Origin of the sequence: Geminicoccus sp., from assembly GCF_035556675.1 — a bacterium.
Taxonomy (GTDB): Bacteria; Pseudomonadota; Alphaproteobacteria; order Geminicoccales; family Geminicoccaceae; genus Geminicoccus.
On record NZ_DATMFZ010000031.1, the window covers coordinates 24,427 to 37,757 of the forward strand.

14 protein-coding genes are annotated in these 13,331 nt (G+C 68.6%); 11 read left to right on the top strand and 3 right to left on the bottom strand.

Annotation, left to right across the window (positions count from 1 at the left end; genetic code table 11):
- Positions 1–499 precede the first annotated feature (499 nt).
- Positions 500–1,624, bottom strand: coding sequence for a metallophosphoesterase (locus VNS22_RS02140; protein WP_325729129.1), 1,125 nt, complete (start codon positions 1,622–1,624; stop codon positions 500–502).
- Positions 1,625–1,717: 93 nt separating this feature from the next.
- On the opposite strand from VNS22_RS02140, the gene VNS22_RS02145 reads away from it, so the two are divergent.
- A complete protein-coding gene (locus VNS22_RS02145) occupies positions 1,718–2,863 on the top strand; it encodes a methyltransferase (RefSeq protein WP_325729131.1) in 1,146 nt (381 codons plus the stop codon).
- 5 nt (positions 2,864–2,868) lie between these two features.
- Here the strand turns inward: VNS22_RS02145 and VNS22_RS02150 are convergent, their stop codons facing one another.
- Entirely contained in the window at positions 2,869–3,384 is a 516-nt protein-coding gene (locus VNS22_RS02150; protein WP_325729133.1) for a hypothetical protein, read from the bottom strand.
- Positions 3,372–4,139: a monofunctional biosynthetic peptidoglycan transglycosylase gene (gene mtgA / locus VNS22_RS02155; RefSeq protein ID WP_325729135.1), complete on the bottom strand. Its 768-nt coding sequence runs from the start codon at positions 4,137–4,139 to the stop codon at positions 3,372–3,374. Before mtgA ends, VNS22_RS02150 begins: the two co-directional genes overlap by 13 nt.
- Before the next feature lie 133 nt (positions 4,140–4,272).
- On the opposite strand from mtgA, the gene VNS22_RS02160 reads away from it, so the two are divergent.
- The 10 genes from VNS22_RS02160 (at position 4,273) to rseP (ending at position 13,133) form a co-directional block, all read left to right on the top strand.
- Entirely contained in the window at positions 4,273–5,139 is an 867-nt protein-coding gene (locus VNS22_RS02160; RefSeq protein ID WP_325729156.1) for a DMT family transporter, read from the top strand.
- A 122-nt stretch (positions 5,140–5,261) separates the two neighbouring features.
- Positions 5,262–5,819 (top strand): hypothetical protein, encoded by a 558-nt coding sequence (locus VNS22_RS02165; RefSeq protein ID WP_325729137.1) that lies wholly within the window; start codon positions 5,262–5,264, stop codon positions 5,817–5,819.
- Positions 5,820–5,994: 175 nt separating this feature from the next.
- Entirely contained in the window at positions 5,995–6,888 is an 894-nt protein-coding gene (gene rpsB / locus VNS22_RS02170; protein ID WP_325729139.1) for a 30S ribosomal protein S2, read from the top strand.
- A gap of 36 nt (positions 6,889–6,924) precedes the next feature.
- Complete coding sequence (tsf, locus tag VNS22_RS02175) at positions 6,925–7,851, top strand: translation elongation factor Ts (protein ID WP_325729141.1); 927 nt, start codon at positions 6,925–6,927, stop codon at positions 7,849–7,851.
- 58 nt (positions 7,852–7,909) lie between these two features.
- Positions 7,910–8,671, top strand: a complete 762-nt coding sequence (gene pyrH / locus VNS22_RS02180) for a UMP kinase (protein WP_325729143.1) — start codon at positions 7,910–7,912, stop codon at positions 8,669–8,671.
- Between the two features lies 1 nt (position 8,672).
- Positions 8,673–9,236, top strand: a complete 564-nt coding sequence (gene frr, locus VNS22_RS02185; protein WP_325729144.1) for a ribosome recycling factor — start codon at positions 8,673–8,675, stop codon at positions 9,234–9,236.
- A gap of 41 nt (positions 9,237–9,277) precedes the next feature.
- Positions 9,278–10,012: an isoprenyl transferase gene (locus VNS22_RS02190; protein WP_349261684.1), complete on the top strand. Its 735-nt coding sequence runs from the start codon at positions 9,278–9,280 to the stop codon at positions 10,010–10,012.
- 6 nt (positions 10,013–10,018) lie between these two features.
- Positions 10,019–10,843, top strand: a complete 825-nt coding sequence (locus VNS22_RS02195) for a phosphatidate cytidylyltransferase (protein WP_325729147.1) — start codon at positions 10,019–10,021, stop codon at positions 10,841–10,843.
- Positions 10,840–12,021: a 1-deoxy-D-xylulose-5-phosphate reductoisomerase gene (locus tag VNS22_RS02200; protein ID WP_325729149.1), complete on the top strand. Its 1,182-nt coding sequence runs from the start codon at positions 10,840–10,842 to the stop codon at positions 12,019–12,021. Before VNS22_RS02195 ends, VNS22_RS02200 begins: the two co-directional genes overlap by 4 nt.
- A complete protein-coding gene (gene rseP / locus VNS22_RS02205; RefSeq protein ID WP_325729151.1) occupies positions 12,018–13,133 on the top strand; it encodes an RIP metalloprotease RseP in 1,116 nt (371 codons plus the stop codon). Before VNS22_RS02200 ends, rseP begins: the two co-directional genes overlap by 4 nt.
- Positions 13,134–13,331: the final 198 nt, after the last annotated feature.

Below are 13,331 nucleotides of genomic sequence, written 5' to 3' on the forward strand. Positions count from 1 at the left end.
GGGCACTTGCAGCGCAGGGGCGCGAGGACGTGAAAACGCATCAGAATCGGCATGCGCGAGCAGCCGCCCGCGCCTTGCATGTGATCAATGTCGAGGGAGATGCTGGTTTTTAGAATCTAGGCCGGGTCCGCTGGTCCGCGGAACCACCTGGCAACGTCTACCTATGTAGGAGCATAAGAGAACATCCCTTATGTGCCGTTTGCTTCATAAGCCCTTCGGCGGCGGTAACTTGATACTTCAATCAAGGAACAACATCATGCGATGTGCATACAGTACCATTGTCTGACACGTACGTCATCATGCTTTTATGCGGCTTGCCTCTGACCTTGGTTATAATGTTTCCGCTCCACTTTCCGGGATTATGATGCCTCACCGAGTGTCGGTAATGTTATGCAACTCATCGTAGAGATTTTCCAGAAGGTGCGAGTGTCGTTCCGGAACTGATGCGGCCTCAGGGAGTTTATGTTTCGCCTGCGAGGCGGTGTGGTCAATGGTCGCATCAACTTAGCGTCTTGCTGAACGCCTGGTCGAATACCACCGAGCCCTCGGCCGCCGCTTCGCACAGCACCACGTCCAGAGCGTGGTCGGTCACGCGCACCACGGCGAAGCCGCCGAGGAAGGCGGCCTTGGGCTTGAAGATGTCGAGCTGGCCGGCCCGGTAGATCAGAGCCGACTCGTGCTGATGGCCGTGGAAGATGCCGATCACGTTATGGCCCCAGATCGCGTCCAGCAGCGCGCCGCGCTCGGCGTCGGTCCACCAGTGCGCCGGGCCGGCACCCTCGGGATCGAACGTGTGGCGGGCCGGGTCCCAGTGCTCGGTGGAGAAGCTGTCCCAGCCATAATGCTGGAACAGGATGACCGGCCGGCCATCGGCGGCATGGGCGGCGAGGTCGGCCTTCAGCCAGTCCAGGCCGCTGATCGCACCCTTGCCCGTGTCACCGGCGAAGCGCTGGCACTGGACCAGGTGCAGGCCGTCCCAGTCCCAGGAATAGCTGTCGGAATCGACATGGTAGTTCGGCACCGGGACGGATGGATGGAAGAACACGCCGCTGCGGTGGTTCACCTCGACATAGTCGCGCAACTCGCGCCGGTACCAGTCGACGTCCGGCGGGTGGCCGTCCTGGTCGAGGTCGTGGTTGCCCAGGCCCAGATAGACCGGCATGTGCACCCGATCATCGCCTTCGCCCTGCCGGTAGCGCTCGGAGAACTGGACGAGCTGGCTGCCTTCCTCGGGAAGGGCGGTCTGGCCGCCGCCGTCGTCGGTGAGATCGCCGCCCAGCACCAGGCCCAGCGGCGGGGCGATCGGCTGACCGGCGCTGGCGAGCCCGGTGGCCTTGCCGCCGATCTCGGCCGGCCAGCGCAGCTCGGTGACCCGGTTGAGTGCGCGAATGTGCCGGAGCAGATTCTCGTCGGTCTTGCCTTCCTCCGCGCAGTTCGGGCTCAGGCCGTTGCCCATGCGGCAGGTGTGGACGTCATTGGAGAACAGGAAGGTGACGTCGGTGGGCGGGACCGATGGAGCCTGCTCCTGGGCGCGGGCAGGCCGGCCGTCGCGGAGCAGGAGAGGGAAGCCGGCCAACCCTGCCAGCATCCCCCGCCGGGCCAACCGGGTCCGATCCGTACCCATCCGTCGGCACCTCCCATGCGCCGCAGTGATCCGTCAGCGGCCGGCTTATCACGATGGCCGGCAGGAACTCCATCGGCCGGCTGGCGGGCTCCCATGCTAGAAGGGGCCAGCGGCGGTGCGGCATCCCCGGTCGTGCCGGAGATGGTTCGTGGCGATGACGAGGACGACCAGGCGATGACGGCAGGTTCACCGGCGGGAACGGACAGCAGCACGGCCGGGCATCGGTCGGACATCGGCTCGGCTCCGGTGCAGCCGGACACGATCCGGCGCCTGCAGGCCGGGGTCGCTCCGGCCATGGCCCTCCTGGCGGGCATGCAGCTGCGCGTCTTCACCCGACTGGATGCCGGTCCGGCCACGGCCCGGGAGCTTGCCGCAGCACTGGACGCGGACCCGGGGCGGTTGGCCCGCCTGCTCCGCGCCCTGGTGGTCACGGGCCTCCTCGAGGAGGCGGACGGGCGGTTCCGCAACGCGGCCGAGGCCGCGGCCTTCCTGGTCGAGGGGCGGCCCGGCCATCTCGGCGGGCAGGAGCTGCTGGCCCAGCTTTGGCATGCCGACCTGCAGACCGCCCGGTCGATCCGGTCGGGCCAGCCGGCAGCCATGCACGACTTCGCCGGGGCACCCGACGAGGCGATGCTGGCGATGTTGCGCGGTATGCACCCGCTGTCGGTTGCGGCCGGGCAGGATCTGGCCCGCCGGCTCGATCTGGCAGAGGTGCGCAGCATGATCGACATCGGCGGCGGCTCGGGCGGGCTGGCTGCCGCCTTGTGCGTCCTGGAACCGGAGCGGCGTGCGATCCTGTTCGAGCTGCCGAGGAATGCGAGGCTGGCGGCGGCCCTGCTCCAGGAAACACCGGGCGGCGAGCGGGTGACGACCCTGGCAGGCGACATCCTGGCCGGCCCACCGCCCGGTAGCTACGACCTGGCCGTCCTGCGTGCGCTGGTGCAGGTCCTGGGACCGGATGAAGCGGGCCTCGCCATCCGCCATGCGGCGGCCGCGGTGCGCCCGGGCGGCACCGTCGTGATCATCGGCGGAGGCATTCTCGACAACGACCGGCGGGGTCCGCCCTCGGCGGTGCTCCTGGACCTCACGCTCATGAATCTCTACCCGGCGGGTGCCGCCTATACCGAAGGCGAGCACGCGGCATGGCTGGCCAGCGCCGGCTGCCAGGACGTGCGGCGGATCGTGCTGCCGACCGGCAGCAGCATCATCGTGGCCAGGAAGGACTCGTCCGGAGCTTAGACTCTTCAGAAGCGGGAATCGTCGCCCCAGTCGTCGATCTGCGGCATGAGCGAGCCCGACCAGATCCCGGTGCGGTTGGCCTTGGCGACCTGCTGCAGGGCCTCGTACTCGGCAGGGGCGGTGCGCAATGCCATGGCCAGGCCCTGCGCTACCAGCCAGGCGCCGAGATCCTGGCGCGGGCGGAAGCGGTTGCGACCCTCCACGGTGCAGACGCCCTGGGCCACGCCGTCGGGCCCGCGGCCATACAGGTTGCAATGGACGAAGCCGCTGATCTTGCGCTCCAGGCGGCGACGGACGTTGAAATCGGAGCAGCTGGTGCCGCGATAGTCCTCGATGCAGAGCGTGCCGAGCTGTGGGATCAGGATGCCGGCCAGCCGGACCTGGGTGCCGCCGATCGACAGGCTGCCGTCCTCGTTGACCAGCGCCAGCCCCTCCAGGCGCTGTGGGATGGCGGCGTCGATGGGCTTGGGGTGCGGGCCAAGCACCAGGAGGGTCACGAGGATGACGGTCAGCGCACGCATGCGTCCAGCTCTCCCAGTGCTCTGGCCCGCGCGTCGATCTGTCGGGCACGCGCCTGCAGGTTCGCGGATGCCGGCTCGGCGCGCCATGCCCGCGGGGCCGGCAGGATCGCGATGAGCCGTGCCAGCTCCAAACGTGACATGGCGGCGAGATCCTTGCCGAACCAGTAGCGCGCCGCGGCGGCCGCGCCATATACGCCGGGACCCATTTCGGCGATGTTGAGATAGACCTCGATGATCCGACGCTTGGGCCAGATGACCTCGAGCTGCAGCGTATACCAGGCCTCCAGCCCCTTGCGCAGCCAGCTCCGCCCATCCCACAGGAACAGGTTCTTGGCGGTCTGCTGGCTGATCGTCGAGGCACCCCTGGCCGTCTCGCCCGCCTGAACCCGCTGGAGCTGGCGCTCCAGGGCCTTCCAGTCAAAGCCGCCATGGCTGCAGAACAGCTGATCCTCCGAGGCCAGCGCCATGCTGCGCAGCGGGACCGGCAGCTTCTCCAAAGGCGTCCACTGCCGTTGCAGGCCTTCGCCTTCGGCAAGGCGCAGGAACATCAGGGGCGTGTACCAGGTCGGCACGAACCGGCCGACCAGGAGCAGCGGCGCCGGCAGGAACACCAGGAGGAGCAGGGCCAGGCCCGCCCAGCGCAGTGCCTTGAGGAACTGCCCGAGGGCACCCGGCAGCCAAGCGGACTGCTGTGGCGTTGGCAGGGCCGGGCGTGGCCTCGGGTCCTTGCCGGTACGCTTCGTGCGGCTGCGCACGGCTTGCTGCGGATTGCGCTTCACCTTTGCCATGGCGACGGGCTAGCGGTGGCGCGGCCAGCCGTGCCGGCTGCGGAAGATCGGAGGGACGACGTTGGCAAGGCCGGACAAGGGCGCGCTTCTCGGAATTGGATTGGTGCTGCTCGCGTTCACGATCCTGCCGGTCCTGGACGGGATCGCCAAGCTCATGGGCGAACGATTCCATCCCCTGCACCTCACCTGGGGGCGGTATGCCTTCAACATGCTGGTGCTGCTTCCGATCGTGCTGCCGCGCTTCGGCTGGCGGGCACTGACCCCGCCGCGCTTCTGGCTGCAGGTCGTGCGCGGCGCCTGCCTGCTGGCTGCGACCCTCCTGTTCTTCACCGCCCTCATGCACCTGACCATGGCCGAGACGCTGGCGCTGGCCTTCGTCTACCCGCTGATCGTGACCCTGATCGCCCCGGCCCTGCTGGGCGAGCAGCTGAGCGGCGCCAAGATCCTGGCGGCACTGATCGGGCTGGGCGGGGCACTGCTGATCATCCGGCCGGGCGCGGCGGTGTTCCAGCCGGCCTCGCTCCTGGCGTTCTCCACTGCCTTCGTCTTTTCGGTCTACATCATCCTGACCCGCAAGCTGGCGGGACTGGCGCCGCATCTCCAGTCACTGTTCTTTTGCGCCCTGGTCGGTGCCGTCCTGATGACGCCGATCGCGCCGTTCGTCTGGCAGCCGCTCGGCTGGCTGGACTGGCTGGGCTTCGCCGCGATCGGCACGATCGCTGCGGTGGGCCATCTCCTCCTGCTGCGCGCTTATGAGCAGGCGCCGGCCAGCGTGCTGGCGCCGCTGGGCTATTTCGAGATCGTCAGCACGGTGGCGCTCGGCTGGCTCCTGTTCGGCGATCTGCCGGATGCCTGGACCTGGACCGGGATCCTGGTGATCGTGGGGTCGGGCGTGTTTGTCACGCTGTGGACCAGCGAGCGGGCGAGCCGCGTGGCAGCGCAGGCCGGCCAGCCCGCGGGCAGCTGACCAGACAGGCCGAATATTTCCGGAAAGTAGAAATAGGATCACCCTTTGACCGATTAAGGTTGAAGTCTTTCCGCCGGCTTAGGAGAATCACGCCCTTGGACGGGGCCAGTGGGAGCAGGGTCATGGCGATGCGGCTGGCGATGCTCATGCTGGTGGCCCTGGCCTGGCCGGCCCGCGCCGACCCGGCAGCCGGGTTCGCCGCCAATGGCTGGCCGATCCTGGCTGCGCTCAGCGAGGTCTCGGTCACGACCGACAACCGGATCGGCGCGGAGTGCTGGGCGCAGGAGGATGCCGCGCGCACTGCGGTGGGCGAGGCGCTCGCGGCCAGCGGGTTCGGGCTGATCGAGCAGGCCGATGCCGGCGGAGACCCGGAGCTGCGGGCGTTCCTGACCATCGGCGCCTTCGGTCATGTGACCGAGGGCGGCAGCTGCATCGTCGTGCTGGAGCTGGATGCCGAGCACCTGCTGACCTACCGCGTCCCGGGTGAGGGGGATCACCTGGCCCGGTCCAACCTGCTGGTCTGGCGCGACATTTCGGTGCTGAGCGGCCCGGCCGACGGCCTGTCGGAAGTGATCATGGCCGAGGCGCTGGGGCTGGCCCAGGGCTTCACGCTGGCCGTCGAGGCGGCCAGGAACCGGGCCCTGGCCGAGCGGCCGGGGCCCGGATTGAGTTCCGACTGAGCTGCGGCATGAAGGCCGCGCATGCTTGCACCGCGGGCGGCTGCCGTGTACAAGCCCGGCCATCTCGCACGCGGGCGTCGTCGTGCCCTGTTGGCACGCCCTCATTCGGTGCGTCGGGTCCCGCCCGGCGTTTCCGCCCGCGGAGGTTAAGAACCGACCCGAGGATCCTAGGATCATGACCTTCCCGACCTTCACCATGCGCCAGCTGCTGGAAGCCGGCGTGCATTTCGGCCATCAGACCCGGCGCTGGAACCCGGCGATGGCGCCGTACATCTTCGGCGTGCGCAACGGCATCCACATCCTGGACCTGACCCAGACGGTGCCGCAGCTGGACCGTGCCCTGCGCACCATCCGCGACGTCGTGGCCGGTCGTGGCCGCGTGCTGTTCGTCGGCACCAAGCGCCAGGCCCAGGGCCCGGTCGCCGACGCCGCGCGGCGCTGCGGCCAGTATTTCGTCAACCATCGCTGGCTGGGCGGCACGCTCACCAACTGGAAGACGATCAGCCAGTCGATCAAGCGGCTGCGCGAGATCGAGGCGCGGGTCGAGGGTGGCCAGGGCCACCTGACCAAGAAGGAGTTCCTGAACCTCGGCCGCGAGCGCGACAATCTCGAGCGCTCGCTGGGCGGGATCAAGGACATGGGCGGCCTGCCCGACCTGATCTTCGTGATCGACACCAACAAGGAAGAGATCGCGATCGCCGAGGCCAACAAGCTCGGCATTCCGGTGGTGGCGATCTGCGACAGCAACAGCAACCCGAACGTGGTCCGCTTCCCGATCCCGGGCAACGACGACGCGGCGCGGGCGATCAACCTCTATCTCGATCTGATCGTCGCGGCCGTGCTGGACGGCATCACCGCCGACCTGACCGCGTCGGGCACCGATATCGGTGAGGCGGTCGACCTGTCGGCCGAAGCGATCGAGCCCATCGAGGCGATCGAGCCGGTCGAGGCCAGCGGATCAGTGGCCGAGCCGGAGTTGGCTGAGCAGCTGACGGTCGACACCACCACCCTGCCGGACACCGGCGAGGTCGTGGGCGAGGAGGCCCCGGTGCCCGTCGCGAGCAACTGAACCCGACGCACCGATCGACCTTCAGGAAACAGTATCATGGCTCAGATTTCCGCCGCCCTCGTCAAGCAGCTCCGTGAGCAGACGGGCGCTGGCATGATGGACTGCAAGAAGGCGCTGGAAGCCACCGAGGGCAACTACGAGGAAGCCGTCGACTGGCTGCGCAAGAAGGGGCTGGCCGCTGCCGCCAAGAAGTCCGGCCGTACCGCGGCCGACGGGCTGGTGGGCGTCGCGACCGAGGGCAACCGCGGTGCGCTGGTCGAGGTCAACGCCGAGACCGACTTCGTGTCGCGCAACGAGCAGTTCCAGGCGCTGGTCCAGGAGATCACGACCCTGGCGCTCAAGGCCGGCGGCGATGTCGAGGTGCTCAAGGGCCTGACCACCGCGTCCGGCCGTACCGTGGCCGACGAGATCACCAACGCGATCGCGGTGATCGGCGAGAACATCACGCTGCGCCGCACCTCGCTGGTCGAGGTCGAGGACGGCGTGGTGGCCGGCTACATGCACGGCCAGCAGGGGCCGGGCCTGGGCAAGATCGGCGTGCTGGTGGGGCTGTCCTCCACCGGCGACAAGGCGAAGCTCGCCGAGACCGGCAAGCAGATCGCGATGCATGTCGCCGCGACCAGCCCGCAGGCGATCTCGGCCGACGCGCTCGACCAGGACGTGGTGGCGCGCGAGCGCAAGATCTTCTCCGAGCAGGCGGCCGCTTCCGGCAAGCCCGCCAACATCATCGAGAAGATGGTCGACGGCCGTATCCGCAAGTTCTACGAGGAGGTCGTCCTCCTGGAGCAGGTGTTCGTGGTGGACACGGACAAGCGGGTGAAGGACGTGGTCGCCCAGGCGGCCAAGGATGCCGGTGGACCGGTGGCGCTGACGGCGTTCGTGCGGATGCAGGTCGGCGAGGGCATCGACAAGGGCCCGGCCGACGATCTGGCCGCCGAGGTGGCGAAGCTCGCCGGCGTCTGATCCGGCGATTGGTGACGAGCATGGTCGACGGATGTCGGCGGAAGGGAGCGGCGACGCGATGAGCGAGGATAGCGTCACTTCCGGCAGCACATCCGTGGGCCTGGCACCGCGCTGGGGCCGGGTCCTGATGAAGATGTCCGGCGAGGCCCTGCTCGGCGAGCAGGCCTCCGGGCACGATCGCAAGGTGCTGGAGCGGCTGGCGAACGATGTCGCGGCCGTCCAGGCGCTGGGCGTCCAGCAATGCCTGGTGATCGGCGGCGGCAACATCGTGCGCGGCGCCAGCCTGGCCGGCTCGGGCATCGACCGGGCCAGCGCCGACTACATGGGCATGCTCGGCACGGTCATCAACGCGCTGGCCGTGCAGGCCTTCATCGAGCGGGCCGGCGTGCCGACCCGCGTCATGTCGGCCATCCCGATGTCGGCGGTGTGCGAGCCCTATATCCGGCGCCGGGCGATCCGGCACCTGGAGAAGGGCAGGGTGGTGCTGTTCGCGGCCGGCACCGGCAACCCGTTCTTCACCACCGACACCGGTGCCGCGCTGCGCGCCGCGGAGATGAACTGCGACGCCATCCTGAAGGGGACCCAGGTGGATGGCGTCTATTCCGCCGACCCCAAGAAGGATCCCGCCGCCACCCGCTATGACCGGCTGAGCTACCAGAAGGTCCTGGCGGACGATCTGCGGGTGATGGACGCCTCGGCGATCGCACTTGCCCGCGAGAGCCGTATTCCCGTCGTGGTGTTCCGGGTGCGTGAGGCCGGCGCCTATGCGAAGGTGGTGCAGGGGCTGGGACCGCACACCGTGATCGGCGGGGAGGAATAGGATGAGCGTGAAGAGTTTCGATCTGGATTCGGTCAACAAGCGGATGGACGGCGCCATCGAGGCGCTGAAGAAGGAACTCTCGGGCGTGCGCGCCGGCCGCGCGTCTGCGGCCATGCTGGAGCCGGTGGTGGTCGAGGCCTATGGCCAGGAGATGCCACTCAACCAGTGCGCGACGATCACGGTGGCCGATGCGCGGATGCTCCAGGTCCAGGTGTGGGACCGAGGTCTCGCCAAGGCGGTCGAGAAGGCGATCCGTTCCGCTAATCTGGGCCTGAACCCCCAGGTCGAAGGCCAGGTCATGCGCCTGCCGCTGCCCGAGATGTCGCGCGAGCGTCGTCAGGAACTGGTCAAGCTCGCCCAGAAGTACGCGGAGAGCACCCGGGTGGCGATCCGCAACGTACGCCGCGATGGCATGGACCAGCTCAAGAAACTGGAAAAGGACAGTCACATCTCCCAGGATGAGCAGGCCAAGCATTCGGACGCTATCCAGAAGCTTACCGACAAGCACATCGAGATGGTCGGCCAGTTGCTTGTGCAGAAAGAAAAGGACATTATGCAGGTCTGAGAGCCTGGGGGCCGACGCGTTTGTCCATTCTACCGTCCTCTCTGCCGGGCCCGGCTTCGTCGCCGCCGGTGCATGTCGCCATCATCATGGACGGCAACCGTCGCTGGGCTCGGGCGCGCGGCATGCCGGGCGTGATGGGCCATCGCCGCGGCGCCGATTCCGTCCGCCGCGCCATCCGTGCCGCGGTGAAGGAAGGGGTGCGCTACCTCACCCTGTTCGCCTTCAGCTCGGAAAACTGGCGGCGGCCGGCGCTGGAGGTCAACGAGCTCATGAACCTCCTGCGCTTCTACCTGCGCAAGGAGCTGACCGAGCTGCACAAGGAGGGCGTGCGGGTCCGGGTGATCGGTGACCGCTCGCGGCTGGCCGACGACATCCGGCTGATGCTGAACGAGGCCGAGGCTCTGACGGCCGGCAATACCCGGCTCGATCTGGTCCTGGCCCTGAACTACGGTGCCCGCTGGGAGATCACCCAGGCGGTGCGCCAGCTGGTCGACGCCGCCAAGGCCGGGCATCTGGAAGCGGATGCCATCGACGAGGCGCTGATCACCAAGCACCTCACCACTGCCGAGATCCCCGATCCCGACCTGTTGATCCGCACCTCCGGCGAGCAGCGGATCAGCAACTTCCTCCTGTGGCAGCTCGCCTATACCGAAATCGTGTTCCTGGACGTCGCCTGGCCCGATTTCGACGAGGATCATTTCAGAGCAGCGCTCGCCGAGTTCGCGCGCCGTGACCGCCGCTTCGGCGCGTCCAGCAGTGCTCAGGTGGTCGGCTGACCGACGGTGGCCCGTGAGTTCGATCCCGCCTTCTACAAGCGGCTCAGCTCCGGCCTGGTGCTGATCGTCCTGGCGCTCGCCGGGCTGTGGACCGGCGGCTGGGCCTTCGACCTGCTGGTAGTGGGGGCCGTCGCCTGCATGGCCTACGAGTATGGCCGGATCGTCGCCCGGCTGCGCGGCCGCACCGGCCTGAACGAGTGGGCGATCCTGACCGCGGCGGCGGCGATGATACTGGGCCTGGTCGGGCTCTATCGCGGCGGGCTGTCCGAGGGGCTGGCGCTGGCCGGGCTGGTGGCGCTGGGCACGGTGTTCCTGCGTGCCCTGTTCGGCCGCACCGACGGCAACCGGGCAGGCTTCGGCGCCATCTACATCGCCATGCCCTGCCTGGTCATCATCGACTTGCGCCTGGTCGAGCCGCAGGGCTTTTCCATCGTGCTCTGGATGTTCGCGGTGATCTGGACCACCGACACCACGGCCTATCTGGTCGGGCGCACCCTGGGCGGGCCGAAGGTCGCGCCCTCGATCAGCCCAGGCAAGACCTGGTCCGGCTGCATCGGCGGAGCAGTGGGCGGCGTGCTGGCAGGCGCGCTCGTGGCGCTGGGTACCCATGGCACGCCCGGGATCGCCGCCCTGGCCGCCCTGTTCGTGTCGGTGGCGGGGCAGGCGGGTGACCTGTTCGAATCGAGCCTGAAGCGGGTGGCCGGCCTGAAAGACAGTGGCAACCTGATCCCGGGCCATGGCGGGGCGCTCGACCGGCTGGATGCGGTCCTGTTCGCCGCCCCGGTGACGGCCCTGTTCGTCCGTCTGCTGGGGCCGGACGTCCTGACATGACCAGCCTCACGGTCCTGGGGGCTACCGGGTCGATCGGCACGAGCACGCTGGCCCTGGTGGACGAGCACCCCGGACGCTTCCGGATCGTGGCACTCACCGCCCAGACCCGGGTCGACGAGCTGGCCCGGCTGGCGCTGCGCTACCGGCCGGAACTCACCGTGATCGGCGATGCCGCCTGCTATGGGCCGCTGAAGGAGCGGCTGGCCGGGACGGGCCTGGCGGTGGCGGCCGGGCCGGACGCCCTGGTGGCCGCGGCCGAGCTGCCGGCCGAGCGGGTCGTGGCGGGAATCGTTGGCATCGCCGGTCTGGCGCCCAGCCTCGCCGCCGTACGTCAGGGGGCGACCGTGGCACTCGCCAACAAGGAATGCCTGGTCGCGGCGGGCCCCCTGTTCAAGGCCGCGGTCAGCCGCCACCGTGCCCGCCTCCTGCCGCTGGATTCTGAGCACAACGCCCTGTTCCAGGCGCTGGCCGGCAGCGAGGGCCGGGACGTCGAGAAGCTGACCATCACCGCCTCCGGCGGCCCGTTCCGCTGCGCGGAGCTGGCCGAGATGCGAGCAGCCACGCCGGAGGCGGCACTCCGCCATCCCAACTGGCGGATGGGCCCCAGGATCACGATCGACAGCGCCACCATGATCAACAAGGGGCTGGAGCTGATCGAGGCGCACCAGCTGTTCGACCTGCCGGACGAGCGGCTGGACGTGCTGGTGCATCCGCAGTCGGTGGTGCACGGCATGGTGCATTACTGCGACGGCTCGGTGCTGGCGCAGCTCGGCTGCTCCGACATGCGCGTGCCGATCGCCTACTGCCTGGGTCATCCCGAGCGGCTGGGCTCCTCCGTGCCGCGCCTGGATCTGGCAGCACTCGGCAGCCTGACCTTCACCGCGCCCGATCATGAGCGCTTCCCGGCATTACCGCTCGCCAGGGCCTGCTTGCGGGCGGGCGGGGCCGCACCTACCATTCTCAATGCCGCTGACGAGGTCGCGGTCGCGGCCTTCCTGGACCGTCGCATCGGCTTTCTCGACATCGTCGCGGTGATCGAGGAGGTGCTGGCGGAGGACGGGCGGATCGCGCCGGATGACCTCGACTCGGTCTTCGCCATCGACCAGGCGGCCCGCCGGGCAGCCTGGCGCAAGGTGGTGGAGCGCTCGCATCGTCCCGTTTCGGAGCTGACACCATGATCGGCACGCTCTTCCAGTACATCGTGCCGTTCCTGATCATCCTGACCGTGGTCGTGTTCGTGCACGAATACGGCCATTTCAGGGTGGCGCGCGCCTGCGGCGTGCGCGTCGACGTGTTCTCGGTGGGCTTCGGCCCGGAGCTGCTGGGCTGGACCGACCGGCATGGCACCCGCTGGAAGTTCAGCGCGATTCCGCTGGGCGGCTACGTCAAGATGCATGGCGATCTGGATGCCGCCAGCGCCCGCAGCGACCAGACGCTCGCTGCCGACCGGACCGCGTTCCCGGCGAAGTCCGTGGGCCAGCGGGCGGCGATCGTGTTCGCCGGGCCTGCCGCCAATTTCCTGTTCGCGATCCTGGCGCTGACCTTCCTGTTCGTGGTGAGCGGCCGGCCGTTCACGCCGCCCGTGGTGGGCCAGGTGGTCGAGAGCAGCCCGGCGGCGGTGGCCGGCATCCTGCCCGGCGACCGGATCACTGCGGTGGATGGCACGCCGGTGGAGAGCTTCGAGCAGCTCCAGGGCCTGGTGTCGCCGCGCCCGGGCGAGACCGTCGAGGTGACCCTGCTGCGCGATGGCGACCAGCTGACCCTGCCGCTGGTCCCGGAACTCACCGAGCTCACCGACCGGTTCGGCAACGAGCATCGTATCGGCCGGATCGGCATCGGCAGCAGCGGCATCGAGTTCCGGCGCAGCTCGATCCTGTCGGCACCGGTCGAGGCGGTGACCGAAACCTGGAAGATGGTCACCGGCACGCTCGCCGGCCTGTGGGAGATGATCGTCGGCGCGCGCGGCACCCAGGAACTGGGTGGGCCGATCCGGATCGCACAGATGTCCGGCGAGATCTCCCAGGACGGGCTGGTGCCGGCGATCTGGTTCACGGCGGTGCTGTCGATCAATCTCGGCCTGATCAACCTGTTCCCGATCCCGATGCTCGACGGCGGTCACCTCGTCATGTACGCGGCAGAGGCGATCCGCGGCCGTCCGCTGGCCGAGCGGGCCCAGGAAATGGCGTTCCGTTTCGGACTGGCCATGGTGCTTTCCCTCATGGTATTCGCCACTTGGAACGATTTGGTGAACCTAAAGGTCATCGAGTTCCTCAAAGGGTGGGTTTCCTGATCGAGGCGCGTTCGTCCGCTCGGACGCGGTGGGCCGCTGGGGTGGGCATATGCTGATAAGCCGGGCGTCGCGCCGGACCTTGACCGCGCTGTGGCTGTCGACCTCCCTCGTGACCGGGCTTGTCGTCACACCTGCGGCACGCGCGCAGCAGCAGGACACGGTGACCCTCACCGACATCGTGGTGCGCGGCAACGAGCG

Excerpts from the sequence above, each read along its gene's own strand:
- pyrH (WP_325729143.1), top strand. The coding sequence starts at position 7,910 with ATGAGCGAGGATAGCGTCACTTCCGGCAGCACATCCGTGGGCCTGGCA.
- VNS22_RS02145 (WP_325729131.1), top strand. The coding sequence starts at position 1,718 with ATGCTAGAAGGGGCCAGCGGCGGTGCGGCATCCCCGGTCGTGCCGGAG.
- VNS22_RS02165 (WP_325729137.1), top strand. The coding sequence starts at position 5,262 with ATGGCGATGCGGCTGGCGATGCTCATGCTGGTGGCCCTGGCCTGGCCG.
- rseP (WP_325729151.1), top strand. The coding sequence starts at position 12,018 with ATGATCGGCACGCTCTTCCAGTACATCGTGCCGTTCCTGATCATCCTG.
- tsf (WP_325729141.1), top strand. The coding sequence starts at position 6,925 with ATGGCTCAGATTTCCGCCGCCCTCGTCAAGCAGCTCCGTGAGCAGACG.
- VNS22_RS02140 (WP_325729129.1), bottom strand. The coding sequence starts at position 1,624 with ATGGGTACGGATCGGACCCGGTTGGCCCGGCGGGGGATGCTGGCAGGG.
- frr (WP_325729144.1), top strand. The coding sequence starts at position 8,673 with ATGAGCGTGAAGAGTTTCGATCTGGATTCGGTCAACAAGCGGATGGAC.
- VNS22_RS02150 (WP_325729133.1), bottom strand. The coding sequence starts at position 3,384 with ATGCGTGCGCTGACCGTCATCCTCGTGACCCTCCTGGTGCTTGGCCCG.
- rpsB (WP_325729139.1), top strand. The coding sequence starts at position 5,995 with ATGACCTTCCCGACCTTCACCATGCGCCAGCTGCTGGAAGCCGGCGTG.
- VNS22_RS02200 (WP_325729149.1), top strand. The coding sequence starts at position 10,840 with ATGACCAGCCTCACGGTCCTGGGGGCTACCGGGTCGATCGGCACGAGC.